Below are 24,652 nucleotides of genomic sequence, written 5' to 3'. Positions count from 1 at the left end.
GGCTTGGCCAACGCTTGAACACCATGTCCAACTCGCACAAAGACTCCCCCGGACTCTCCCTCGACACCCGGCTCACGCGCACCGGCAAGGCACCTTCCTATGCCGGCGGCGCGCCCGTCAACACACCGCTGGTGCGCGCGAGCACCGTGCTGTTCGACAGCGTGGGTGCGATGCGCGACGCACGCGCGCGGCGCGACGACGAACGCATCTTCAGCTACGGCGCACGCGGCACACCGACCACCTTTGCGCTAGAAGATGCAGTGAGCGAACTCGAAGGCGCCTACCGCACGCGGCTCTTTCCGACCGGCCTCGCGGCCATCGGCATGCTGCTGCTGTCGTACCTGAAGCCGGGCGACCATGTGCTGATGTCGGACAGCGTGTACGAGCCCACGCGCAACCTCGTGCATTCGTTCCTGGAGCCGTACGGCATTCGCAGCTCGTTCTTCGCGGCGGACGGCAGTGGCATCGAGGAACTGTTCGAGCCCAACACGCGGCTGGTGTACGCGGAGTGCCCTGGCTCGCTGGTCTACGAAATGTGCGACCTGCCGAAGCTCGCGGAGCTGACGCACGCGCGCGGCGCGCTGCTCGCGGCGGACAACACCTGGGGCTCGGGCTGCCAGTACCGGCCGCTGGCGCTGGGCGCCGACATCTCGACGATGGCCGCCACCAAGTACCTCTCGGGCCACTCGGATGTGATGATGGGCACAGTCGCCACGACCGAAGCTGCGTGGCGGCCGCTGAACGAGCGCTGCGACGCATTCGGCATGACCGTGAGCCCCGACGACGCCTGGCTGGTGCTGCGCGGCATGCGCACGCTGTCGGCTAGGCTGCAGATGCACGAGCGGCATGCGCTGGAAGTGGCGCATTGGCTTCAGAAGCGGCCTGAAGTGGCCACTGTGTTCTGCCCTGCCTTGCCGCAGCATCCGGGACACGCTATCTGGAAGCGTGATTGCAGCGGGACGAATGGGCTGCTGTCCATCGAGCTGCAGCCCGGCATCGAGAGCGCCGCGGTCGAGCGTTTTGTCGATGCGCTCAAGCTGTTCGGGCGTGGCTCATCGTGGGGCGGCTATGAAAGCCTGGTAGCCTGGACCAACATGCGCGCGGCGCGCAGCGTGACGGATTGGAGCAAGCGCGGGGCGGTTGTGCGGTTGCACATCGGGTTGGAGGCGCCGGAAGATCTGACGGCGGATCTGGGGCGTGGGTTCGATGCGATGAGTGCAGCTGCCTGAAGACTGATGCCGGACGGCACGCCACGGCAACGGCTTCGCTAGCAGCAGTATTGATGGAGAGGCTTTTTCTGCGGTTGCCCCGGCACTGGTCTGGCGAGCGGTTCCGAATAGAAGACCCCTCTGTCCTTCAACCCATAAACCCGAACCTCGCTGCCCGCGCTTTCGGTGAGGGACCAGCAGCTTTTCCAGAGATAGAACTTGCCGTCCTTATATGAAAGAAGCGGTGGCTTGCCCTTCAGCGTTGATGCGGGCTCCACCGTCGAGACTCCCTCGATCTTTTGGAACGTGCCCGAGATGATCCAGTCGGCTGCTTTCTGGGCACACATCTGCTGCTCCATCAATGATGCAGACGCATCACACGGATTCGGAATTTCACATGCAGGGGGCGGCGGCGCGACGGACAACGCCCACGCGCTCGGTAGCAGGAGAGTGCAACACCCAAGAACGACAACGGCAGGCCAGAGCTTTTTCATTGCATGCCCTCGCGCTTCGGCCGCAGTGTGAGGATCATCTTGGGTGGCACCTTGCCATCGACATCCAGCGGCAGGCGTTCTGTCTTCGTGATGCCAACGGAGGCCGCCTTGTCCCAATCCACGAAGCCGCTCGACTTCGTGATCGTCTGCCCGACGATGGTGCCATCGGGGGCCAGCGCGAGCTCGAACTCCACCGCCGGGTTGCCCGGAATGGTTTCGGGATCCGCATAGATGATGTTCTGCCGGATGGCCGCCGCAATCCTGCCGGCCCAACCGCCCATGGGTGGTCGCGGCGCGCTGAGAACGAAGTTCATGGGAACCGCGCTCCACATGACGCCTGGACGGCCACCCATCTGGCCCGGCTCGAAGCGCAGGCATTTCGTGTAGTTGCGCGCAGCCTCGTCCAGCAATGGAAAACCACTCGACCTGGCAAGTTCCACCTGGGCAACATGGCCGGAAACATCGACCAGCGCCCGCATTTCCACCCGCCCCTGCTGCTCCTTGCGCCTCGACTCAGCCGGATAGCTCGGCTTACATTCGTTGAGGTCGCTGATGAGCCGGGGTGGCACGGGTGGGCCGATGGACGTCTTGTCGTCGGCAGCCTTGGGATGCTCCGCGCATGCAGCCAGCAGCGCCACGCATGAAATCAATGCTCCCGCACGCATTGCAAAGCGGAAGGCGCTGCGCCCCACTCCCTCGTTGTGTACTTCTCTCTGGACCATCACTCCGCTCCACTCGTTGGTGACGCAGGAGTCCACGGTGCGGAGGCGTCCGGGAAGAAAGATCATCAGCGCCATTGCGCCAGCGTCTGCCGCACCTCTTCGTCGCTGGGCGCCTCGAACGATTCGTACCAGGCACCGACGGCGAAGAAGGGCTCTGGCGTGTGCAGGCACACCACCTCGTCGGCATGGGTCATGGCGGGGCTCATGCTGCCGATGCCGGTCAGCGCTGACGGGTCGGCCGGTGTCTGCAGCGCATGGCACGCGAACGCACTGCCCAGGGGTACGGTCACGATGACCGAGACCGCACCAAGTGCCCTTGCAGCAATCACCGCTGCGCGCATCGACAAGCCGGTTGCGAGTCCATCGTCGACCAGCAGAGCCGTCATGCCATGCAGGTCGAGCGGCGCGCGATCGCCCCGGTATTCGCGCTCGCGCCGCTGCAGTTCGCGCTGCTCCCGTTTCAATGTGCGCGCCATACCAGGCGCTTCTTCGCCCGTCACGCGAATGCCGCCGACTGCAATGGCGCCGGCGGCGTATTCCTCATGGCCGGGCAGGCCTAGTTTGCGCACGATCAGCACGTCGAGCGGCAGGTGCAGCGCGCGTGCCACTTCGGCACCTACTGGCACGCCACCTCGCGGCAGTGCGAGCACGATGCAGCGCTGTGCATCGCGGTACTGGCTCAGCAATAACGCAAGTTGCCGGCCGGCATCGGAGCGATCCTTGAACATCGCATCCCTCTTCGTTCGCGCTTCATTCGCGGCTGCCCGGCGCGTGGGCGTCGCTGCTTTCAAGAACGGTCTCGGACCGCATCCCCGCGCCGCCACCACCGCCGCCGCCTTTGGCACCACCGCCTCGTCCACCGCCGGCCCCTTCGCCACGATCACCACGCGCAGGCGTGCCTTTCGCCCGCACGGGGCCCTGCCTGGGAATGCCCAGTTCTGCAGGGACTGGATCGAGGTCGAGCACGTCGCGGATGAAAGTGCGCAGCGCCACGACCAGCTCTGCCGTCTCGACAGTGCGGCCCGCGACCATGTCATTGGCCGCCTTGGCGGCGAGGCGCACGTGCGTCTCGGTGCCCAGCAGGATCACGTCGGAGAGCGCGGCTTCCACTGCATCGCGGATGCGGCGACGGCGGTCCGATGCGGACACGTCTGCATGAGCAGCCGCATCCTCTGCCGCCGCAGCCCCTGCCCGTTGCCGAAGCTCACGCAGATGACTGGGGTCAACGGCAAGGTCGCCGGTGAACGAACCGCCCAGCACCTTGTGGGCCGCAATGAGCGTCTTCAGCCGCTCGTTGATCTGCCGGTTCTGGCGCTCGCGACGCTGCTGCACGCTGTGCATCACGAGCAGGCGTATGCCGACCGCCACGACAGACACCAGCACCAGGCCCATCAGGGTCGTGAGCAGGCCTTGCCAGGAACTGAAATCGAGCACGTTGCGCATGGAGGACGGTCCTTGTGTCGAGGGCGACAGCACGCCCTCGTCGCCATGCGCCATTGTGCGACCAGTGCGCAAGCATGGCCGCGATCAGGCACTACGCATTCAGCCGCAGGCGCTCTTCCCCGCGGGCGAGGCGCGCAGCCGGTTCAGAAAGGTCAGCTGCACCTTCGCCGTTTCGCTGCCCTGCACCGCCGCGCGGCGCATCCACATGCCCGCTTCGCAGCGGTCGGCCTTCACGGCCGTGCCGTAGAGCGCGGGGCCGGTCATCAGCACCATGCCGAGCATCTCCTGCGCCTCGGCATGGCCTTCGTTGGCCGCCTGGCGCAGTTGTTCGAGCATCGAGCGGTAGTCGCGCGCGGCCTGTGCCTCCAGCGCGAGCTGGAAGCGCTGCTCGGCCTGCAATTGCGTGCCGGCGTCCAGCGGACTGGCCGCGCAGAGCGCGGCCGCCAGGAGCAGCGCTGCCGAGAGCAAGACCCGCCAGCGCAACGACAGGCCGGCAAGCTGGTTGAATTCGGGTTGCATCGATGTTCTCCACGATTGACATGGAAGACATCGTCGCGCCGCCGCGCCAAAGAAAGAAGCTGGAATTGACACAGGCCGCCTCAGTCGGCGCCTGAGCCCAATGACGGCTCGATGCGGCAACTCCTGCAACGGCCCCGGCGTGTCGGCCTGGCGGCGCTCAGCGTGCCCGCGCTCGCGTCAGCAGGTAGTTCTGGTGCACCACGTTGTCGACGTAGTACGGCTCGGCAAGCGCATCGAACTCGGACCGCAGTGCCGCCAGCTTCTGCGGATCGCCGGCGAGACCTTCCACGAGCTTGCGCATCGGGCCGACCGAGCGCTCGAGGAACAAGCGGAAGTGCTCGATGCTCAGGGCCGGAAATTGCATGGTGCCGCGCCCGAAGAACGGCGCCTCGAAGTGCGACCCCAGGCGCTCCGCGACGATGCCCGGGTTGCCCCATTGCGGCGGCGGCGACGCGCCGGCCGGAGGGGGCGGCGAGTTGCGCCCGATGAAGGCGAACATGCGCCCCACGAAATCCTCCGGCGGCCATGTGGCGAAGGCGATGCGGCCGCCGGGTTTCAGCACGCGGCGCATCTCGGCCACGGCAACTTCCGGACGCGGCGCGAACATGTGGCCGAACTGGCTCAGCACCACGTCGAAGGAGGCATCGGCGTACGGCAGGTTCTCGGCATCGCCTTCGGTCCAGGTGATGTCCCCATGCCCGGAGACGCCGGCGTTGTCGCGCGCGGCTTCGAGCAGCTCGGGCGTCAGGTCGAGCCCCGTGACGCGTGCGCCCCGGCGCGCCGCCGTGATGGCCACCACGCCCGTTCCGGTGCCGACGTCCAGCACCGCCTCGCCCTGCGCTACCTGCGCGAACCTGACGAGATGCCCAGCCACCGGGGTCGTGAACATGGCGGTCGGCGCAAAGGTCGACCACATCTCGCGCTGGCGGCCCTTGAACTCTGCAAACGGATCCTGGGACATATCGCCCTCCATGCCAGACATGGACGGGACTCTAGGCTCCGGGAACCGGCCCGTACATCCCTAGAGACGGGGCTTCGATCGGAAAGACCTGTAACGCAATGCCGCGCCAGGCTCAGCAGCAGCGCCCCTTGCCCGCCCCATAGCGCGCCTCCAGCCGCTCGCGGAAGAAGGCCTCGTAGCTCATCGGCGGCCGGTCGGGGTGGGTGGCCGCCATGTGCGTCAGGTAGGCGTCGTAGTCGGGCAGCCCGACCATGAGCCGCAGCGACTGCTTGAGCGAGCGCGCAAAGTAGCGCCCGGCTTCCGGCAATGCGAGGCCCATGGCGTCAGTGGGCAGCCGTTGCGGCTGCCGCGCCCACGGGCTCGAACGGCGTCTCTTTGGTGGTCGGCCGGTTGGCCGCGCGCGCCGCGAGGCAGGCCTTGATGCTGTACACCAGCACGCTCAGCACCACGAAGATGAAGAGCGCGCACAGCGCCGCGTCGAGACGGTCGTTGAACACGATGCGCGACATGGCTTCGGGCGTCTTGGCCGGCGCCACCAGCACGCCGTTGGCGATGCCTTCGGTGTACTTCGCGGCGTGCGAGAGAAAACCGATCTTCGGGTCGGCCGAGAAGATCTTCTGCCAGCCGGCCGTGAGCGTGCACGCCAGCAGCCATGCTGCCGGCGCAATGGCCACCCACGCATAGCGCTCGCGCTTCATGCGGAACAGCACGACCACGCCCAGCATCAGCGCCACGGCGGCCAGCATCTGGTTGGAGATGCCGAACAGCGGCCACAGTGTGTTGATGCCGCCCAGCGGATCGACCACGCCCTGGTACAGGAAGTAGCCCCAGGCCGAAACGCACAGCGCCGTGGCAACGAGGTTGGCCGGCAGCGAATCGGTGCGCTTGAGCGCGGGCACGAAGCTGCCCAGCAGGTCTTGCAGCATGAAGCGGCCCGCGCGGGTGCCGGCATCCACAGCCGTAAGGATGAACAGCGCCTCGAACAGAATCGCGAAGTGGTACCAGAAGGCCATCATGGCTTGCCCGCCGATCACCTGGTGGAGGATGTGGGCCATGCCCACGGCCAGCGTCGGTGCGCCGCCTGCGCGGCCGAGGATGGTGGTTTCGCCAACGTCCTTCGCGGTCTGCACCAGCATCTCGGGCGTGATCACGAAGCCCCAGCTCGACACCGTGGCAGCCACCTGCTGCGCGGTCGTGCCGACCAGCGCGCCGGGGCTGTTCATCGCAAAGTAAATGCCCGGCTCGATGCACGAGGCCGCAACCAGCGCCATCACCGCAACGAACGATTCGGCCAGCATGCCGCCGTAGCCGATGAAGCGCGCGTGGCGCTCGTTGTCGAGCATCTTGGGCGTGGTGCCCGAGGAGATCAGCGCATGAAAGCCCGACACCGCGCCGCAGGCGATGGTGATGAAGAGAAACGGGAACAGGCTGCCCGACCACACCGGGCCGTTGCCCTGCGCGAACTGCGTGATGGACGGCATCTGCAGCGTGGGCATCACGAACACGATGCCGATGGCCAGCGCGATGATCGTGCCGATCTTCAAGAAGGTCGACAGGTAGTCACGCGGCGCCAGCAGCAGCCACACAGGCAGGCTCGCGGCGATGAAGCCGTAGCCCACCAGCATCCACGTGAGCGCCTTGCCGTCGAAGGTGAAGAGCGGCGCCCATTCGGGGTTCTGGCTCACGGCCTGGCCGCCGAAGATGGCGAGCATCAGCAGCACGAAGCCGATCAGCGACACCTCGCCGATGCGCCCCGGTCGGATGTAGCGCAGGTACACGCCCATGAACAGCGCCACCGGAATCGTCGCAGCCACCGTGAAGGTGCCCCACGGCGATTCGGCCAGCGCCTTCACCACGATCAGCGCCAGCACCGCGAGGATGATGATCATGATCATGAAGGTGCCGAACAGCGCGATCATGCCGGGCACCACGCCCATCTCCTGCTTGACTAGGTCGCCCAGCGAGCGGCCGTCGCGCCGCGTGGAGATGAAGAGAATGATGAAGTCCTGCACCGCACCGGCGAACACCACGCCGGCCAGGATCCACAGCAGGCCGGGCAGGTAGCCCATCTGCGCGGCGAGCACCGGGCCCACCAAGGGGCCGGCACCCGCGATGGCCGCGAAGTGATGGCCGAACAGCACGTTCTTGTCGGTCGGCACGTAGTCGAGGCCGTCGTTGTGGCGGTGCGCCGGCGTCTTGCGGTTGCCGTCCAGGCCCAGCACCTTGTCGGCGATGAAGAGGCTGTAGTAGCGGTAGGCGATCAGGTAGGTGCAGATCGCGGCGGCCACCACCCAGAGGGCGTTGACGCTTTCGCCTCGGGTCAGGGCCACGGTGCCTAGCGCGAAAGCGCCGACCACGGCCACGACCAGCCACACCAGATGGCGTCGGATGCTGTGCATGCGGATGTCTCCTCGTTATTGACCCGAGGAGTTTTGCCGGGCTGCGGCGCGGGCGCATCCGTCGGACTGCGCAGGGCGGGCGCGTGGCTTTGCGTAATGGAAAACCCGGATACGGCAAGCGCCGGGCCGCTGTGCAATGCCTGCGGGCCTACATGCATGAACCGGACCACGCGCGAAGATCGAGCCCGTCATCAGGGAGCGAAAAGATAGAAGCCATGGACACACAACCACGCTGCTGCATCGCAGGTGGCGGTCCTGCCGGCATGGTGCTGGGCCTTCTGCTGGCCCGGGCCGGCGTGCCCGTCGTCGTGCTGGAAAAGCATCTCGACTTTCTGCGCGACTTTCGCGGCGACACGGTGCACCCGTCCACGCTGGAGATATTGCACGAGCTGGGCCTGCTCGAAGCCTTTTTGCAGCGCCCGCACGACCGCATCGAGGAACTGCGCGCCACCATAGAAGGCCGCAGCATCCCAGTGGCCGACTTCACGCACCTGCCTGCGCACAGCAGGTTTCTCGTGCTGATGCCGCAGTGGGAGTTTCTGGACTTCATGTGCGACGAGGCCCGGCGCTACCCGGGCTTCGAACTGTGGACAGATGCCGAGGCCATCGGCCTGCTGCAAGACAAGGGCCGAGTCAACGGCGTGAAGGTGCGGCGAGGCCGCCGCGCGGGCCAGCCGCAAGATGTCGAGCTGCACGCCTCGCTGGTGGTGGCGGCCGACGGGCGGCACTCCGCGCTGCGCGATGCCGCCGCGCTGCCGCACATCAGCTATGGCGCGCCCATCGACGTGCTGTGGATGGCCATTCCCCGGCAGGCCGGTGACCCATCGGCCACCGCGGGCCACGTCGCGGGGGGGCGTTTTCTGGTGACGCTGAACCGCGGCGACTACTGGCAATGCGCCTTCGTGATACCCAAGGGCGGCCACGATGCGCTGCAGGCCCGGGGCATCGGGGCATTCCATGAAGCGATCGGCAAGATCGCGCCCTTTCTCGCCGCGCGGCTGCCTGAGGCGCTGCCCGATTGGGACGCGGTGAAGCTGCTCGAAGTGACGGTCGACCGCCTCGAGGCCTGGTCATGCCGCGGGCTGCTGTGCATCGGCGACGCCGCGCATGCGATGTCGCCGGTGGGCGGCGTCGGCATCAACCTCGCCGTGCAGGACGCCGTGGCTGCCGCGAACCTGCTGGCCACTGCGCTGGCCGGCACAGCGACCGAGAAGGAGATCGACACCCTGCTGCCCCAGCTGCAGCGCCGCAGGGAATGGCCCGTGCGCGTGACGCAGGCCGTGCAGCGCCTCATACAAGACCGAGTGCTGATGCCAGTGCTCCACGGCGAGCTGACGGCCACGGTTGGGCACGTGCCCTGGCCGCTGCGGCTGCTCGCACGCTGGCCGCTCCTACGCAGGCTCCCGGCGCGGGCCGTGGGAATGGGCGTGCGGCCCGAGCACGTAACTTCGCCGCGCACAAAATGAAAAAGCTGGCATTTCGTTACACAGCCGAGGTCTGGCGAGGCCGCCAGAGAGGCCTTCGAGAGAGGGCCCTGTTGTAGACTGCGAGGTTTTTCGAAGAGGTGCGTTCAAGCGCGTTCAGGAGGTTATGGGGCAAGTTTCAAGGCGCACAGGTTTCAACGGCTCGGCGCTCATTCGCTTGCTTTCACGACTGACCGACATCGACGCTCGCGAACCCGCGCAACCCACCGCTGACCGGTTGAGCCAGTGGTTCGGCTGGACCGATGCCATCTCGCTGTCCGCAGCGCTCGATGGCGCACCGGCAACCACGCAGGCCAGCACGCGCGCTCCCCGCAACACCGAAGAAAGCGAATGCCAACGCGTGCGAACCGCGCTGGCAAACGCCATCGTCGAAGACACCACCTTCGGCACCAGCAAGGACGCAACGCCCGACTTCACCCCCTATCGCCGACGCTACCTCGCCCGGCAACAAGCGATGGAAGCAGGCGTCGGCTCTTTGCGCAGCCGGCTGCGCTCGGCGCTGGCGGCAAAGTCGCCGTCCATGGCCCGGCTCGCGTCCGTGGACGTGGTCATGGCGCAGGTGCTGGAGGCGCGAGAGCACAGCCTGCTGTCGGCCGTGCCGGGCATCCTCGAAAAGCACTTCGAGCGCCTGCGCAAGGCCGGCCAGGCACCCGACGTGCCGGACCTGCCGGACGGCGAACCAGAGACAGATAAAGACAACAGTGCCCAGCCCGACGAAGCGTGGCTGGCCGTGTTCCGCAAGGACGCCCAGGACGTGCTGCTCGCCGAACTGGACTTTCGATTTCAACCGGTCGAAGGGCTGCTCGAAGCCCTTCGCACCCAGGCCACCAGAACTACATGACCCGATTCCTTCAATACGCTGTCTTTGTCGCAGGCCTGGCCGTCGTTGGCTGGGTGGGCGCCGGATACATCGGCACGAACCCGCTGGCGCTGGCCGTTACCGTGATCGTCGGCGCGTTCTACATCATGGGCGCGCTGGAGCTGCACCGCTTTCAGCAGGCCACGGCCACGCTGACGCACGCCGTGGCAGAGCTCTCTTCCCCGCCCGAGAGCCTCGGCACATGGCTCGGCCAGCTGCACCCTTCGCTACAGAACGCCGTGCGCCTGCGTATCGAGGGCGAGCGCGTCGGCCTGCCCGGCCCGGCGATGACGCCCTACCTTGCAGGCTTCCTCGTGTTGCTTGGCATGCTCGGCACCTTCGTGGGCATGGTGGTCACGCTCAAGGGCACCGGCCTGGCGCTGGAAAGCTCGACCGACCTGCAGACCATTCGCGACTCGCTCTCCGCCCCCGTAAAGGGCCTCGGGCTGGCCTTCGGCACCTCGGTGGCCGGCGTGGCCGCTTCGGCCATGCTGGGCCTTGCCTCGGCACTGAGCCGGCGCGAGCGGCTGCAGGCCGGTCAGATGCTCGACACGAAGATCGCGACCGTGCTGCGCGTCTTCTCGCTCAGCCATCAGCGTGAAGAGTCGTTCAAGCTGCTGCAGCAACAGGCCCACGCCATGCCCGAGCTGGTCGGCCAGCTGCAGGCCATGATGCATGCGATGGAGCGGCAGACCCAGGCGCTGAACGAACGCCTCGTCAGCAGCCAGGACCACTTCCACAGCAAGGCCGAAGCCGTGTACGGCAGCCTCGCCACTTCCGTCGACCAGTCGCTGAAGCAGAGCCTGACCGAAAGCGCACGCGTCGCCAGCGCGGCGATACAGCCTGTCGTCGAGGCCACCATGGCCGGCATCGCACGCGAAACCGCCACGCTGCACGACACCATTTCGCAAACCGTGCAGCAGCAGCTCGATGGCCTCTCGAGCCGCTTCGAGGCCACCACCACCCGCGTGGCAGACACCTGGAAGACCGCGCTCGCCGAACACCAGCGCACAACCGAGGCGCTGTCGCAAGACCTGCGCGGCTCGCACGATCATTTCGCGCAGACCTTCGAGCAACGCTCGGCCGCGCTGGTAGACAGCGTTTCCACCCGCCTCGAAGGCGCTGTGAGCAGCGTGTCGGACACCTGGGGCAGCGCGCTCGCGCAGCACCAGCGCGTCAGCGAGAAACTCTCGGGCGATTCGCACCAGGCCCTGTCGGCAGCCGCGGCCACCTTCGAGCAGCATTCCGCCTCGCTACTGAGCACCGTGGACCAGGCGCACACAAAGCTGCAAACCGAAATGGCATCGCGCGACGAACAGCGCCTCTCGGCTTGGACGCAATCGCTGACAGCCATGGCCGCGTCGCTCCAAGACCAATGGCAACAAGCCGGCGCGCACAGCGCGAGCCAGCAGCAACAGCTGCTCGACACCATGGCGCAGACCGCGCGCGAAATGTCCGCACAGACGGAAGCGCATGCGAAGAGCACTGTCGCAGAGATCGCACAACTACTGCAAGCCGCAGCCGAAGCACCGCAGGCCGCGGCCGAAGTGATGTCCCAGATGGCATCGCGCGACGAGCAGCGCCTCTTGGCATGGACGCAATCGCTCACGGCCATGGCCGCATCGCTGCAACAGGAATGGCAACAGGTCAACGCACACAACGCAAGCCAGCAGCAGCAGCTCTTCGACACAGTGGCGCAGACCGCACGCGACATGACGGCACAGACCGAGGCGCATGCGAAGAACACCGTGGCCGAAATCGCGCAGCTCCTGCAAGCTGCCGCCGAAGCACCCCGTGCCGCAGCCGAAGTGGTGACCGAGTTGCGCCAGAAGCTCGCCGACAGCATGACGCGCGACAACGCAATGCTGGAGGAACGCAGCCGCATCCTCGAAACGCTGGCCACCCTGCTCGATGCAGTGAACCACGCCTCCACCGAACAGCGCACGGCCATCGACACGCTGGTGTCCGCATCGGCGGACCTGCTGGAGCGCGTCGGCAGCCGCTTCACTGAAAAGGCCGATGCGGAGTCCGAGAAGATGGCCGCCGTTGCCGCGCAGATCACCGGCAGCGCCGTCGAAGTGGCCAGCCTGGGTGAAGCCTTCGGCCTCGCAGTGCAGATGTTCAGCCAGTCGAACGACAAGCTTGTGGGCCACCTGCAGCGCATCGAAGGCGCGCTGGGCAAATCCATTGCGCGCAGCGATGAACAGTTGGCCTACTACGTGGCGCAGGCCCGTGAAGTGATCGACCTGAGCATCATGTCGCAGAAGCAGATCGTCGAAGACATGCAGCAGATCGCCAGCAGGCAGCAGCAAGCGCCGGTGGATAGCGAAGCATGATGCGCGAAGAGCTCGACGCCAGCTTCGACGAGCCGGGCGTGCCGGTATGGGCGGTGTTCGGCGACCTGATGGCCGGCCTGCTCGGGGCCTTTGTGCTCATCCTGGTGTGCGCGCTGGGCATGCAGCTGGAGCTTGCGTCGAAGCTGGAAACTGAAGTCAAGCAACGGCAGGCCGAGGCCAAGCGCCTGCAGACGCTCGAACAGGCCCTTGCAGGGCCGCTCGCGGCCGGCCGCGTGACGCTGGCCAACGGACGCATCGGCATCAACGGCAGCGTGCTGTTTGCCTTCAACTCCGCGGAGCTGCAGCCCGAAGGCCGGCAACTGCTGAAGAGCCTGGCCGCACCGCTGACCGCGTACCTCAAGTCGCGCGACGAGATCCTGATGGTGAGCGGCTTCACCGACGACCGGCAGATGCGCGACAACGCGCGTCAGTTTGCGGACAACTGGGAGCTGTCGGCCCAGCGGGCCCTGACAGTGACGCGTGCGTTGATCGAGGCCGGCATTCCGTCGTCGTCGATCTTTGCGGCCGCATTCGGCTCCGAGCAGGCAGTGGCGTCGAATGCCGATGCCGACGGGCGCTCGAAGAACCGGCGTGTGGAGATGGCGCCCACACCGCGCCCTTCCAACGCCAACACGAAGCCCCGTGACTGATCAAGAGACTTGCCGCGACACCGGCGCGATGGTCGCCGCAGCGATCGCGCGTGGCGATCAGCGCTTCGACCCTGTGCGCTTTCGTGTCATCGAGGCGATGGCCAGGCGCGCGACAGCGCACGGCGGCGAAGCGCGGCGCATGCTCGACGACAAGGTGGTCGCACTGCTGGCGGCGTACGGCGAGGATCTTCAGAAAGCAGCGCCTGCGGACGTTGCAAAGCCGCAAGCAGCAACGACTGAACGCGGTGCACTCGCCGCGCTCGTCGACCACATCGCCCAGCACGCGCCGGTCATGGATACCAGCCCGACCGCAACAGGCAAGGCGACGCCCGCCACCTCTTCTGCCTCTTCTGCCTCGTCGCCCTCCACCGAGCTGAAGTCGATCCGCTACTTCAAAAGCACCTGGTCCAAGCTCAGCGCCGACCGGCGCCTGACGCAGTCACTGGCAAAGGTGCCCGAGAACGCCGGCCCCCTCAACTCGCATCACCTCGTGCACCGCTCGCTCACGCTGATGCGCGACCTGTCTCCGGAGTACCTCAACCGGTTCATGTCGTATGTCGATGCGCTGTCGTGGGTCGATCAGTTGAATGGCGCTGCTGCAGCGGCAGCAAATGCGGCGAGCCCGCGCGCCGAAAGCCCGAAGAAGAGCGGTCGCGGCAAGGCCAGCTGAGGCCGGAGTCAACCGAAGCGGAGCCCTCACCTCAGGGCTTGCTCTTCAGATGCGAAGTCAGGCGCTCGAACTCGTCGGCAAACGATGCAGTGGCAGAACGAGGAAGCACGACCGCCTGCATCTCATCGGTAAAGAGATAGTGGTTCACGTCGTCTTCCTCGCGGGCCATGAAGCCCGCCCACAGAAGTTCTGACCGCATCGTTGCGGACTGGATCGTCAGCGCGCTGTCCGTGATGCTGACAGTCTGGGGCGAGAGAAACGTGCCATTGGGGGCGAACATGTACTTGCGCCAGAGCGCCTGGGAAACATGGGGCAGCGACACCAGCAGCAGGAAGACGATCATCACAAGGTACGCCATGAACCGAAGATGCGGCAGTTCGACGTAGTCGTCCAGCACGCGCACGTACGCCGCGACCAGCAATCCGACGCCCACCCATACCGCCGCGCGCAACATGAACAGGGTGGACGACAAACCCGGCTTGCGGCCAACGCGACGACCGACGACCTTCTGAAGGCGCGCGAAGTCTGTCGGAGTGAGGGTGAACGATGCTGCCGACATGCTTGCCGGACTCAAGGCCGCCGCGCCTGCACCGTCTGGCGCGACCAATAAACGCCATCCAGCCGATCAAGCCGCACCACGCCGCCAGTCGATGGCGCATGCACGAAGCGCCCCCCGCCCACATAGATGCCCGCATGCGACGGCGTGGACGGGCCGAAGAGCACGAGATCGCCCGTGCGAAGCTCGGACATCGACACCGGGCTGCCGAAGCCGCTCATCCGCGCCACGGTGCGCGGCGGCGACTCGCCTACGCTGTTGAGATACACGTACCCGATGAGCCCGCTGCAATCGAAGCCGCCATCAGGCGTGTTGCCACCATAGCGGTACGGCGTGCCTACAAGGCCGAGCGCGTGGATTGCGACGCTGTTCGATTGTTCGTCCGTCAACGTGCTGCTGACGGCGGGCCCCGGCCCTTGTCGTGGCCCCGATGGGCTTGCACAGCCCAGAACCAGAAGGCAGGCCCCTGTGAAAAGGAGCCGAAGCAGCCACTGCTGCAATGTGCGAGATTGTTGCGTTGTTGGCACAGGCGCGTCGTACATGTCGGATGGCTGGGCTCGTGAACGTGCATGAACTCTAGCGCGGAATGCGACGGCTTCCTGAAGATGAGGCCCTCCGAGGCCCGCGCTGCTGCGCCGACGCAACGGAGGGAAGAGAGGAAAAAGCGCTTACTGGCCTGCTGCAGGCGTGTTGACAGCGTCTTTCAGCGCCTTGCCGGCGGTGAACTTGGGCGCCTTGCTGGCCTTGATGGTCATCGGCTCGCCGGTCGACGGGTTGCGGCCCGTGCGCTCGGGGCGGCTTGCAACGGCGAAAGTGCCGAAGCCGATCAGTTGTACCGTGTCGCCGCTGGCGAGGGCGCGCGACAGGTTGTCGATGGCGGAATCGAGCGCGCGGGCAGCGTCAGCCTTGCTGAGGTTCGTGTCCGTGGCGATAGCGGCGATGAGGTCGGTCTTGTTCAAAACGGGGGTTCTTTCTTCAATCAGTAAAACGGTTGGGGGAAAAGTCCGTGACGCGAAAACGCACCGGGCTCGAACTTTAAACGCCCCACCGGGGGATCGAGACACGCATGCGTTTCAAAAGTGAAACATCGTGATCGATGCACGATGGTGCACGAAACTCGAGCACAAAACCCGATGGAAAGTACCAACGATGTCAGGACGCCCTGCAGCTGAAGTTTGCCGCGTCGTTCATCGAAGCACCCGCCGCCCCCTTGAACGCCGGCCACGCCGGCCAGCGACACATCGGCCGCGAGCGGTTGGCGTTCTGGTTGTTGTCGACCGAAGGAATCGTCTCAGGCGCCTGCCCCTTCTCGACCCAGTTGTCGAGCACCGCGAGCCCGTCGTAGCCGAGCCGGTACGGCCCCATGCCGTGGCCGAAGCCCGGCACGCTGTAGAAGCGAATGAATGAATCGACACCCGCCTGGCCGAAGGCGCCGACCTGGCGACGGTAGTAGTCCTCGGTGTTGTAGGGGCTGATGAAATCGTCCGCCGTGCCATGCGTGAGGATCAGCTTGCCGCCCCTGGCGCGGAAGGCCTCGAGGCTCACCGTCGTCACGTCGGTGATGCTGCCCAGTTGCTGCAGCCGTGCCCTGTAGCGTGCCGGCTCATAGCGCAGCGCATCGAGCGACGGGTTGCGCGTAGCGAAATACTTGGCGTGCGCCGCACCAATGGAGAACAGCAACGCATCGGTGGCGGCCGGCGGGTTCGACGGCACGCGCGATGCGCCGAACGACGACACCGAGAACACCGCACCTTCGAGCACCGGCCAGCGCGGAAACACCTGCTGCCCCGCAACCGCAAACCCCGCGTCGTAGGGCGATGCGATCTGCCGCACGGCCGCGATCTGCGCATCAGACAGGCAGAAGTCGCCGTTGTCGGCGCCACCAACGCAACGCAGCGTGGCCTTCACCTTGTCGATGTTGAAGACCACGTTGCAGGCCGCGACATTGCCGATGATCCCGTCCTTGGCGCCATCGAGCCCGTCGCAGGCGGCATACACCGCATTGACGAGCAGCGTCTTCTTGGCCGGATTCATCCAGCCCGCGCCGCCATTGGCATACAGCGCCTTGCCGACATGCAGCGACGCCAGTTGCAGCATCGTGATGTTGTACGCCGGGTAGTTGGCAATGGCCCCGTCGTAGTCGGCGGCGTAGCGCGCCGCGGCATCGAGCGCCTCGTGCCCGCCCTGCGATCCACCGATGAAATAGAAACGCCGTGGCGCCGCACCATAGCGCTGCCGGATGATCTCCAGAGCCACGTCGTGCGTCTTCTTGACCGACTGCTGGCCGTAGTTGAGAAGTGCCTCTTCGTTCAGCGCGAAATTGCCGTCGAAGTTGCCCGTGCCCTTGTGCCCACCGTCGCTGCCCAGCGTGACATAGCCCTGGCGCAGCGCGTTGGGTGTGCCATTAGGCTGCGCGGTGTAGGCACCCAGGCCGGTGACGAGCGTGCCGTCATAGCCGCCACCGCCCATCTGCAGCGCACGGCGGTTCCAAGCGGTGGGAAGGTTGACCTGGAACTCGAGGCTGGGCGCCGATGCACTCACGGGCAGCACGACGCCCTTGACCGCGCAGTACTCGCCATTGGGGTTGTCCGTGGCATTGGCGGGGACGAAGCTCGCGGATTGGACGACCGCGCCCGAGCTCGGCTTGCCGATGGCAGAGGCCGCGATCTTCATGTCTTGCAGCGCCGTGCACGCTGCTTGCGCCTGGGCCGTCTGGGCGGGCGTGATTGCGGGCTCGCTGACAGAGGCGCATCCGGCGAGTGCGGCTGCGGCGGCCAATGCGGCCAGGCTGATCGATGCGCTGCGCCTGCGGGAATCTGGAGTTGCCATTTGTCGCCTGTCTGAGTTGTTGTTGGACGGGCGGCAATGCGCCCAAGCCGCATGGTATTGAGAAGACCATGGCGCGTCGCCACGGGTTTGCGCGCATGCGTGTATCGCATCGATGCGGGTCTGCCCCAAGCGCGGACAACGACAGCCTGCAATGTTCGGCTTCAGTGCAGCATGTCAGAAGCCCGGTGCAGCACGCCATGACACGGTGTCCGGATACTGGCGATGCTCCTTGAAGCACAGGAATATCTCCACGACCGCATCTGCCACAAACCACTCATCGGACTTGAGCGTCAGCTCACCCGCACCAAACACAAGCAAGGTTCCATCCGGGAAAGCCGGGTTTGGCTTGTCGTGAAACGCCCTCTCCCGCTTCCCGGTTGCAGGGTCGAACCTCTCCACCATGCAGGTTGCCCGGCCACCCGCAACTTGAACGTAGCTTCCGTCTTCGCTCGTCAGCGATGCGTATGAGTGCTTTCCTGTGCTCTGGAGTGCGAGCACTCTCCGCCGAATTTGCGCATCCGTGGGCGCTTTGAGTTCGGAAAAGTTCTGTCCTTCGAGGCGCATCGTGTTCATATTGCGAGGAGTCTGACTCTCAACTGTTGAGTGCCCGCAGCACCTTGATTGCGATCGCTCCACGCCCCGCACCAATTCCGCGGTTGCGCGGGCTCGTGTTCTGAATCGCCGTCACGTCTTCCCAGATTTCCACCGATTCAACGACCCCATAAGTCGTGTCGGTGTCGATCTCGAAGTCCACGAACCTCTCGTCTTGCGTGAGCAGCAAGCCGCACAGCTTCGGCATTCCGGGGAAGTCGATATCCAGATCAACAACGATGGATTTCTCCCACTGAACACCTCGCTCAAGGCCAGTGACCTTGAGTGCTTCGGGGAGCGCGTTCTGCCGCCAGTGCATGGCTTCTCGACGGATCGCATCTTCGACCAAGGCGTTTTGTTCTTGTACGTTCAGTTTGCGATAGCGTGGTAGCGGCATGCAGCCAAGGGTCTGCAACGGCAAACCCACCTTTCGTTCGGATTGCACCGCGGCCTTAGAAGTCGAAGACCAGCAGCAAGTTGTTCGCGGGCATCGCATGCCGCTCGCGCCACGCGAGGCCTGATCGGCGTGCCTCTGTCGTCCCGCTCTCCAGACGGCGCATGCGGCCCAAGGCGCGACGTGCAGCATGTTGGCGCAGCAGATCGCGTCGAACTTCTTCTCTTCATCAGTCGGTTTTCGGGACTTTCTTGTTGCGCCACCGCCGGTACAGCCAGTTGCCAATCAATCCGCCGGCAACAACACAAAGTGCCTGCACGAACACGGCAATCATGAAGGCATCGGAGAGGTCGTACTCACTGCGTGCCACCTTCATTTCATACCAATGACCGATGCCGACCAAGATGACGTTCGAAAGGAATCCAAGCAGCAGTGCGCCGCCGGCGATGAAGAGAATCCGAAGAACTACGTTCATGGCACGTACCAGAACCAGATGGCTTCTGCCTTCCTCATATCGGTTGCCCATCCTTCGACCGACAAGTGCCAATGAATACGAAACCAGGAAGAGAACTTCGTCAAGCGGGAACCGTTCCATAGATCAATGTGGTCGCCCTGTCTGCCCTCTCCCCAGTAGTTCTGGATGAAGATGATCCCTGTGCGGCCGGCAATCTTTTCGAACCCTTCCTTGCCCAAGTACTTTTCAGTTCGATGCATCAACCCTGCTGCCGGGGAATCAAGCCAGTTTGCGAGCTCCTGTGCTCGTATCGGATACCTGGGCTTGTCCTTTTGCCATGAATAGACCCCTTTGAAGGACCTCATGTCCATAGCTGATCGAATAAAGGCTGCACCGACATCGATCGCGCATTGGTCTGTGTAGACCTTTTCATCCAACAAGGTATCGTCACCTTTGATTTTTGGATGATTGGCCCAAAGCGTTGCGAACGTAGGCATTAATTCTCCCTGGTGATTATTTGGATCTCGAAGCCTTGCAAGGCAAGGACTTCAGCTTGGCAGGCTAGCCTATCTCCAAGGAATGACGGTGAAGCTGAAACGGCCTAGAAATTACTCCCTCTTGCGGAAAAATTGCAAGTGGAACTTCGGGGGCATCGTCGCACAGAGCTCAACCCCTCTCCCTCTGTATCACCATGCTTTAGCCAAGAAATAAAGGCTCAATGCCATACGCGCGTGCTCCAGGCACAACCACTCGGCGGCGTTCCAGGCTGCACCTTGGAGACACCGGTACGCTGTATTCACTGGAGGCCGAAGACCAACAGCAAGTTGTTCGCGGGCATCGCATGCCGCTCGCGCAACGCGAGGCCTGATCGGTGCGCCTCTGCTGCCACGTCCTCCAGACGACGAATGCCCCATGCAGGATTTCGGGCGCGCAAGTCTTCGTCGAACGCCAGGTTGCTCGGCGCCGTTGGGACTTCGTCTTCGAAGTAAGGCCCGTACGTGATGAGCAATCCGCCAGGAAGCAGATGCCGCGCGGCCCCTTGCATCAGGGCGGCGCATGTGGCCCAAGGTGCGATGTGCAGCATGTTGGCGCAGTAGATCGCGTCGAACTTCTCTTCTTGGGTGAACGCGGGGCCCTGCGATGGCCATTGAGGGGCCATCACATCGAGTGGGAGTGGTGGGCGGAGATTGGGTAGCTCGGCTTCTGCGACTCGGCTTGCGAGTGCGGGGAGCATGCGGGCATCCGCGTCGGTGGGTTGCCAGATCCATTGAGACATTGCTGCGGCGAACAAGGCGGCGTGCTGGCCTGTTCCAGATGCGATCTCCAGCACGGTGCCATGCTCGCCGAGGATGCGAGTCAATGCATCGAGGATGGGCTGCTTGTTGCGGTCGGCTGCAGGGCTGTAGAGAAGGTCTGACATTCGAGTAGTACCTGGATGAGAAAGCTTGAAAACACTGGGGTAAGGATATCGAATGCTTGCCGGTCGGTCGACGATGTCTGCATTGCAGCGATCGCGGTCTGTCGTGCGTCTGCAATTGACGTCCGCTTCTTGCCAGTGAACTGCCCTTCAACGCGGCTGCTCCGACTACCAGCGGGAAGAAAAGCTAGCCACAAAAGCCGGGGCGATTCAGTTCGCCCTGTGCTGTTAGCCTTACATGGTCGGCAGGGCCCCTGCCACGCCAACTCCGGCCATCGTGCCCAATTTTTGAAGTGAACTCACCATGACTAGCCCGCTGTACAACGCCTCCGTTCCCGTCATGCAGCAGATGCTGCGCGCCCTGTCCGACGTGCTCAAGAAGGCCGAAGACCAGGCGACGCAAAGAAATATCGATCCAAATGCGCTGCTGCAGGCGCGGCTGTTCCCTGACATGTTTCCGCTGGTACGTCAGGTACAGATCGCCGCAGACTTCTCCAAGGGCATTGCCTCCCGCCTGGCTGGTGCCGAGGTGCCGTCCTGGCCCGACACCGAGGTCAGCTTCGCCGACCTGCAAGCGTTGATCGCCAAAGCTTTGGCCCATATCGGCTCCTTCAAGCCTGAGCAATTTGATTCCAGCGAAAGCCGCGAGATCGTATTGCGCCCCGGCACCCCCAAGGAAAAGAAGCTGACCGCAAGCGCATATCTTTTGCACTATGGACTGCCGCAGTTTTTCTTCCACGTGACCACCACCTATGCCATCTTGCGTCACAACGGTATGGAGATCGGCAAGCGCGACTACATGGGTGCCTACTGACCCAAGACAGACAGGCGTTCGGCCACTCTGGCCACTGCCGCTCGAAGTGCAAACGTGCACGGCAACCCCAATGTGTTGACGCGCGACATCGGCACCTCATCACTGGCGCAGGGTTGCGTGGGGCAATTCACCACGGTGCAGGTCGAGCGCTACGATGTCGTGCTGCCACCGATTCGCGCCTTTGAGCCACCAATGACGGTCCTCCGAGGGGCCTTCATCACCCGATGAAGGCGCCTTGAAGGCGCCGCCCTAGAGCCTGGGCCTGCCGGCACTCGAACGCGGTGTTCAACGGCCAGCGTACGGCAGCGACGAGTGATGCACGACGATGCGCAGCTTGCCGGCACCGTCCTTCACGAAAGTCCAGGTCTTGTCGACCGTGGTGACCTTGCCGTCCGGGTCAGTGAACAGCACGTTACCCAGCGTGCTGGCCACGTCGCCGTGGATGAGTACGGCAGTGTTGGCAATCTCGCATTTAGTCCAGCCCTTCAGGGCGAAGCCGGTGTCGTTGGGAAAGGCAGGGTTGCCGCCCACGAAGTACGCCAGCGCGCCGTCGCGAGCGGTGCGGAAGGTCTGCGGCGATGTCGTGAGCGTCGGCTTGAACAGCACTGCGCCCAGTTGGTAGGCGTAAGCGCTGTCGATGACCTTCTCGGCCAGCGCCCTGGCGGCCGGCTGCCCTCCGCTGGAATTCGCAGCGCTGATGTCGACCAGCGCCTTGCACCAGGCCTGCTGGGCCCCCAGGACTTCCGCTTCCGTGATGCTCCGGTCGACGACTTTCTCCTTGGCGGCGGCCGTCAAGATTGCCCCTGCGATCAGGAGGCTGGCGATGGCGCTGGGAATGAATTTTTTCATTTGGGTCTCCAATTGAAGTAGTTGGATACCGGAGCGGCCGGGTGGGTCGAGCCGAGACCCAAAGTGCATCAATACGACATGCACAAGGCATGATGCGCCGGCTGATTTGCTCTGAGTAAAAGATGCAAATGAAATGAATGGTTGTGCATTCGCGAGATAGCCAGGCGTGCAGGCCGGTCTCGCAACAGTCTGAAGCGGGCGCACACGAAGGACGGCTATGCAGGGCGGATTCAACCGGTCGATGCAACCTGCGAATGGCCGCTGAAGGCGGGAAGCTGAGGTGCAGCAAAGCAACCAGTTGGGTGTGCAGATCGCCTCAAGCCTCACGACCACTTCCGGTCAGCCGCACATAGCTGATCTGCCGTGACAGACTACGCCTCAGTGCTGAACCGCTGCCGGTGGTTTCACCCCTAAGGCATGATGTGAATCTATCTGCCGCGCCGCGAGCAGGTTCCTAACTCGCCGCGTGCGTGCATGCGTCGCATGGCGCGGCGTGGTGCTTTCTAGGAGCGCTTATGCCGAAGGTTGGGCGAAACGATCCGTGCCCCTGCGGCAGCGGGAAGAAATACAAACGGTGCCACGGCGCACTGGGTAGCCTAGATCGCCTTCAGGCGGCCATGACGATAGTGCCGCAACTCCGAGCCAGGCACGAGGCAAACGAGCACCAGCGCATGATTCAGCAAGGTCTTGGGAGGCCCATCGTTGCCACCAGGACTGACAGCGGACACCAAGTGGTCGCCGTGCGCAATCGCATTCTTGCATCCACGAAGTGGAAAACCTTTCACGATTTTCTGGTGGACTACCTAAAGGACGCGCTTGGGTCAGAGTGGGGCACCGCCGAACTGAAAAGGCCGATGGACGAGCGCCATCCCATCCTAGTTTGGTATCACCTCCTGTGCGATCAGCAACGGCAGTTCATTAAGGAGCCAGGCACAGTTGCCACGGCATCGGCCACAGGGGCTTTCGCCGCCTACCTGCACTTGGCGTATGACCTGTATGCCCTCGACCACAATGCCGACCTTCAAAGCAAGCTGATCCAGCGCCTTCGCAGCAAGCAGATGTTTCCCGGGGCGCGGTACGAAGTGCGGGTCGCAGCACTGCTCGCTCGTGCCGGCTTTACGCTTGAATTTGAGAACGAAGACGACCGCACATCGTCGCATTGCGAGTTCGTTGCAACCTACGCAAGCACGGGTAGGCGCTTCTCGGTGGAAGCAAAGAGGTCCGAGAGCGGGCGCGTGCAACGTCAACTCGTTCGGGCGCTTCGCAAGTCAGCTGACCATCCGCGTATCGTCTTCATTGACCTCAATGCCCCAGATCCCTCGACTGAAGAAGCCATACCGCTCTATGCGCAGCGCGGATTTGAGCTTCTTCGTCGCTTCGAGGAGTTCGATCCAGAAGCTCAACGCCTCCCGCCGGCCTACGTATTCCTCACCAACACGCCCTGGGAGCACCATCTGAATGAAACGAAATGGCGTTGCATCACATTGGGCGACAGTTTGCATATCGAAGAGTTTAAGAACGACCACCAGTACCATTCATTACGCGCTGCGATTGAAGCGAGGCGCGCGCATCTCGAGATGCACGCCCTCCTTCGCTCGATGCGTCAACATTCAACGATTCCCGCAACCTTCGACGGCGACATACCGGACTTCGCTTTTTCGACGGTCGACCGCAGTTTGATGATCGGAAGCAGATTGCTCGTACCGGGTCCTGACGGTGAAGAAGTTGAGGGCGTTCTGACATCCGGCGTAGTGGTAGAGCAAGAAATGTCGGCCACATGTGCTGTCCAGTTGGACGATGGGCGCTCGTTCATCGTGAGCTGCCCTCTGTCCGATGCAGAAATGGCTGCGTGGCGTCAGCATCCTGAGACCTTCTTTGGCGAAGTCTCCCGTGAAGGCAAGTGCGACACGGCCCTTGACCTCTAAGATTTCTTGATGGCGACGTATACGAAAACGCCTAAGGCCAAGCTGCTGGAGTTCATGGCTGGTGCGCCCGACATCGCCCGGTTGCGCGAGCTTGACCATGGTGATCTGGCAAGCATCTACTGTGAACGCGTGGCAGCTGCCGCGTTCGCCCAGTCTGGGACGAAGGCAACGCCGCTTTTGCAACCACGCCGAAGACGTGGTTCCTGAATCCACGGAAGCTCTCAGAAGCGACACCATTCTTGAAACGCCACTTCGCCCTCGATCGGTTGCGCATCCACGGATGACAGTCGCCAGCGAATCGGCATCTCTGTCTCGCGCACCTTAAGCCAAGATCCCCTCTCGACTACGGTCCTCACTTGATACACAACGCCCAGGTTCACCTCGGCTAGTCTTCAAAGCCCTGCCGCAACGTCTGCTTTGGGCGCGCCAGCTGATGTTCCACAGAGCGCCGCGGATGGCTCATCCATCTCTGCAGCGGTCCTGCAGGCCAGACTTCCGCAATACGTCAAGGATGCCATTGCCTACGTTACAGAGCCTTTGGATGTCGCAGACGGCACAGTGACAGGCGCCTCTCCAGCCACAGCCACCGGCACTGCCGCCGTGGCTCCTGCTACGGCGGAGGCCTTGACAGCGCGCGCCGCTAGCGCTCCGGTCAACGAAGCGCCCGTGCCCCCCGGGGGCGCCGTTGACTGACGCCGCATCTTTCGAGATTTCGCGCATCACAGATGAGCATGTCCTCTGGGCCTGCCACGTCATGGGACTACGCGAACGCACCGCGACCAGTTTCCGGTGACGCTGTCATTAACGGATAGCGCCTCGAGCGGCAGCTCCCAATCTTGACCGGGGGCCGCCGTTGTGCGTACGGCGACTCGCAGGCATAGACCGACTGCCAGCATTGGAGACCACCGCGACCTAGGACCTTCAAGGGCAGCTTCTGACAACAGCGGTCGCTTATCTTTAGCGCATGAGCGACCGCAATCAGTCGAGGCTGTGTGAAAACGCATTGAATCCGTGAATACCGTCGCCTAGATTGAGACAACGCCACGAACTGGGTTGCCACATGAAGCGATTCATCGAG

The 24,652-nt window shown here is 64.0% G+C and carries 26 protein-coding genes and 3 pseudogenes; 10 read left to right on the top strand and 19 right to left on the bottom strand.

Annotated elements, in window-relative coordinates; genetic code table 11:
* The first annotated feature begins 23 nt into the window (after nt 1–23).
* Nucleotides 24–1,229, top strand: a complete 1,206-nt coding sequence (gene metC / locus BLV60_RS25570; protein ID WP_093058185.1) for a cystathionine beta-lyase — start codon at nt 24–26, stop codon at nt 1,227–1,229.
* Nucleotides 1,230–1,267: 38 nt separating this feature from the next.
* On the opposite strand, the gene BLV60_RS25565 is transcribed toward metC, so the two are convergent.
* From BLV60_RS25565 to BLV60_RS25530, 8 genes are all read right to left on the bottom strand, one after another.
* Nucleotides 1,268–1,702 (bottom strand): hypothetical protein, encoded by a 435-nt coding sequence (locus BLV60_RS25565; RefSeq protein WP_143042638.1) that lies wholly within the window; start codon nt 1,700–1,702, stop codon nt 1,268–1,270.
* A complete protein-coding gene (locus BLV60_RS34705) occupies nt 1,699–2,499 on the bottom strand; it encodes a TonB family protein (protein ID WP_093058088.1) in 801 nt (266 codons plus the stop codon). The genes BLV60_RS25565 and BLV60_RS34705 overlap by 4 nt, the downstream gene beginning before the upstream one ends.
* Entirely contained in the window at nt 2,490–3,152 is a 663-nt protein-coding gene (locus tag BLV60_RS25555; protein WP_093058087.1) for a phosphoribosyltransferase, read from the bottom strand. Before BLV60_RS25555 ends, BLV60_RS34705 begins: the two co-directional genes overlap by 10 nt.
* A gap of 22 nt (nt 3,153–3,174) precedes the next feature.
* Entirely contained in the window at nt 3,175–3,867 is a 693-nt protein-coding gene (locus BLV60_RS25550) for a hypothetical protein (RefSeq protein ID WP_093058184.1), read from the bottom strand.
* A 99-nt stretch (nt 3,868–3,966) separates the two neighbouring features.
* Complete coding sequence (locus BLV60_RS25545; RefSeq protein WP_093058086.1) at nt 3,967–4,386, bottom strand: SEL1-like repeat protein; 420 nt, start codon at nt 4,384–4,386, stop codon at nt 3,967–3,969.
* A 157-nt stretch (nt 4,387–4,543) separates the two neighbouring features.
* Nucleotides 4,544–5,347 carry a class I SAM-dependent methyltransferase gene (locus tag BLV60_RS25540; RefSeq protein WP_093058183.1) on the bottom strand — a complete coding sequence of 268 codons (804 nt, stop codon included), beginning with the start codon at nt 5,345–5,347 and terminating at the stop codon, nt 4,544–4,546.
* A 112-nt stretch (nt 5,348–5,459) separates the two neighbouring features.
* Nucleotides 5,460–5,666 carry a YbdD/YjiX family protein gene (locus BLV60_RS25535; RefSeq protein ID WP_093058085.1) on the bottom strand — a complete coding sequence of 69 codons (207 nt, stop codon included), beginning with the start codon at nt 5,664–5,666 and terminating at the stop codon, nt 5,460–5,462.
* 4 nt (nt 5,667–5,670) lie between these two features.
* Entirely contained in the window at nt 5,671–7,746 is a 2,076-nt protein-coding gene (locus BLV60_RS25530; protein ID WP_093058084.1) for a carbon starvation CstA family protein, read from the bottom strand.
* Between the two features lie 215 nt (nt 7,747–7,961).
* Here BLV60_RS25530 and BLV60_RS25525 point away from each other — a divergent pair, with 215 nt between their 5' ends.
* The 5 genes from BLV60_RS25525 (at nt 7,962) to BLV60_RS25505 (ending at nt 13,745) form a co-directional block, all read left to right on the top strand.
* On the top strand, nt 7,962–9,212 hold the full coding sequence (locus tag BLV60_RS25525; RefSeq protein ID WP_093058083.1) for an FAD-dependent oxidoreductase: 1,251 nt from the start codon (nt 7,962–7,964) through the stop codon (nt 9,210–9,212).
* Between the two features lie 124 nt (nt 9,213–9,336).
* A complete protein-coding gene (locus BLV60_RS34185; RefSeq protein WP_143042637.1) occupies nt 9,337–10,071 on the top strand; it encodes a DUF3348 domain-containing protein in 735 nt (244 codons plus the stop codon).
* Nucleotides 10,068–12,425, top strand: a complete 2,358-nt coding sequence (locus tag BLV60_RS25515; RefSeq protein WP_093058082.1) for a DUF802 domain-containing protein — start codon at nt 10,068–10,070, stop codon at nt 12,423–12,425. Before BLV60_RS34185 ends, BLV60_RS25515 begins: the two co-directional genes overlap by 4 nt.
* Complete coding sequence (locus tag BLV60_RS25510; RefSeq protein WP_093058182.1) at nt 12,425–13,075, top strand: OmpA family protein; 651 nt, start codon at nt 12,425–12,427, stop codon at nt 13,073–13,075. The genes BLV60_RS25515 and BLV60_RS25510 overlap by 1 nt, the downstream gene beginning before the upstream one ends.
* 28 nt (nt 13,076–13,103) lie before the next feature.
* Nucleotides 13,104–13,745, top strand: a complete 642-nt coding sequence (locus BLV60_RS25505) for a DUF2894 domain-containing protein (protein ID WP_176928949.1) — start codon at nt 13,104–13,106, stop codon at nt 13,743–13,745.
* 31 nt (nt 13,746–13,776) lie between these two features.
* On the opposite strand, the gene BLV60_RS25500 is transcribed toward BLV60_RS25505, so the two are convergent.
* The 10 genes and pseudogenes from BLV60_RS25500 to BLV60_RS25455 form a co-directional block, all read right to left on the bottom strand.
* The gene (locus BLV60_RS25500) at nt 13,777–14,304 is read right to left on the bottom strand and encodes a YcxB family protein (RefSeq protein WP_093058080.1); all 528 of its coding nucleotides are present in this window, start codon (nt 14,302–14,304) and stop codon (nt 13,777–13,779) included.
* Nucleotides 14,305–14,315: 11 nt separating this feature from the next.
* Nucleotides 14,316–14,843, bottom strand: a complete 528-nt coding sequence (locus BLV60_RS25495; RefSeq protein WP_093058079.1) for a C40 family peptidase — start codon at nt 14,841–14,843, stop codon at nt 14,316–14,318.
* 126 nt (nt 14,844–14,969) lie between these two features.
* On the bottom strand, nt 14,970–15,260 hold the full coding sequence (locus BLV60_RS25490; RefSeq protein WP_093058078.1) for an HU family DNA-binding protein: 291 nt from the start codon (nt 15,258–15,260) through the stop codon (nt 14,970–14,972).
* 193 nt (nt 15,261–15,453) lie between these two features.
* A complete protein-coding gene (locus BLV60_RS25485) occupies nt 15,454–17,130 on the bottom strand; it encodes a tannase/feruloyl esterase family alpha/beta hydrolase (protein WP_093058077.1) in 1,677 nt (558 codons plus the stop codon).
* Nucleotides 17,131–17,304: 174 nt separating this feature from the next.
* Nucleotides 17,305–17,703, bottom strand: a complete 399-nt coding sequence (locus BLV60_RS25480; RefSeq protein ID WP_256329575.1) for a hypothetical protein — start codon at nt 17,701–17,703, stop codon at nt 17,305–17,307.
* A 19-nt stretch (nt 17,704–17,722) separates the two neighbouring features.
* Nucleotides 17,723–18,142: a hypothetical protein gene (locus BLV60_RS25475; protein ID WP_218132250.1), complete on the bottom strand. Its 420-nt coding sequence runs from the start codon at nt 18,140–18,142 to the stop codon at nt 17,723–17,725.
* Nucleotides 18,143–18,173: 31 nt separating this feature from the next.
* A pseudogene (locus BLV60_RS34700) lies at nt 18,174–18,340 on the bottom strand (SAM-dependent methyltransferase); the annotation flags it as partial.
* A gap of 4 nt (nt 18,341–18,344) precedes the next feature.
* Entirely contained in the window at nt 18,345–18,590 is a 246-nt protein-coding gene (locus BLV60_RS25465) for a hypothetical protein (RefSeq protein WP_093058076.1), read from the bottom strand.
* A complete protein-coding gene (locus BLV60_RS25460; RefSeq protein ID WP_093058075.1) occupies nt 18,587–19,066 on the bottom strand; it encodes a type VI secretion system amidase effector protein Tae4 in 480 nt (159 codons plus the stop codon). The genes BLV60_RS25465 and BLV60_RS25460 overlap by 4 nt, the downstream gene beginning before the upstream one ends.
* A gap of 299 nt (nt 19,067–19,365) precedes the next feature.
* Nucleotides 19,366–19,989 carry a DUF938 domain-containing protein gene (locus tag BLV60_RS25455; protein WP_093058074.1) on the bottom strand — a complete coding sequence of 208 codons (624 nt, stop codon included), beginning with the start codon at nt 19,987–19,989 and terminating at the stop codon, nt 19,366–19,368.
* 301 nt (nt 19,990–20,290) lie between these two features.
* Between BLV60_RS25455 and BLV60_RS25450 the strand changes: the two genes are divergently transcribed.
* Together BLV60_RS25450 and BLV60_RS34480 are read left to right on the top strand one after the other, a co-directional pair.
* Nucleotides 20,291–20,800, top strand: a complete 510-nt coding sequence (locus BLV60_RS25450) for a DUF1993 domain-containing protein (RefSeq protein WP_093058073.1) — start codon at nt 20,291–20,293, stop codon at nt 20,798–20,800.
* A 54-nt stretch (nt 20,801–20,854) separates the two neighbouring features.
* Nucleotides 20,855–21,028, top strand: a pseudogene (locus BLV60_RS34480) (hypothetical protein); the annotation flags it as partial.
* Nucleotides 21,029–21,085: 57 nt separating this feature from the next.
* On the opposite strand, the gene BLV60_RS25445 reads toward BLV60_RS34480, so the two are convergent.
* A complete protein-coding gene (locus BLV60_RS25445; RefSeq protein ID WP_093058072.1) occupies nt 21,086–21,649 on the bottom strand; it encodes a hypothetical protein in 564 nt (187 codons plus the stop codon).
* 506 nt (nt 21,650–22,155) lie between these two features.
* Here BLV60_RS25445 and BLV60_RS34180 point away from each other — a divergent pair.
* Both BLV60_RS34180 and BLV60_RS34475 read left to right on the top strand, forming a co-directional pair.
* Nucleotides 22,156–22,239, top strand: a pseudogene (locus tag BLV60_RS34180) (SEC-C metal-binding domain-containing protein); the annotation flags it as partial.
* Nucleotides 22,240–22,320: 81 nt separating this feature from the next.
* A complete protein-coding gene (locus tag BLV60_RS34475) occupies nt 22,321–23,574 on the top strand; it encodes a hypothetical protein (RefSeq protein WP_176928936.1) in 1,254 nt (417 codons plus the stop codon).
* Nucleotides 23,575–24,652: the final 1,078 nt, after the last annotated feature.

The organism is Variovorax sp. YR634 (assembly GCF_900106655.1).
Lineage (GTDB): Bacteria > Pseudomonadota > Gammaproteobacteria > Burkholderiales > Burkholderiaceae_C > Variovorax.
This window is presented reverse-complemented; position numbering and strand designations above follow the sequence as displayed.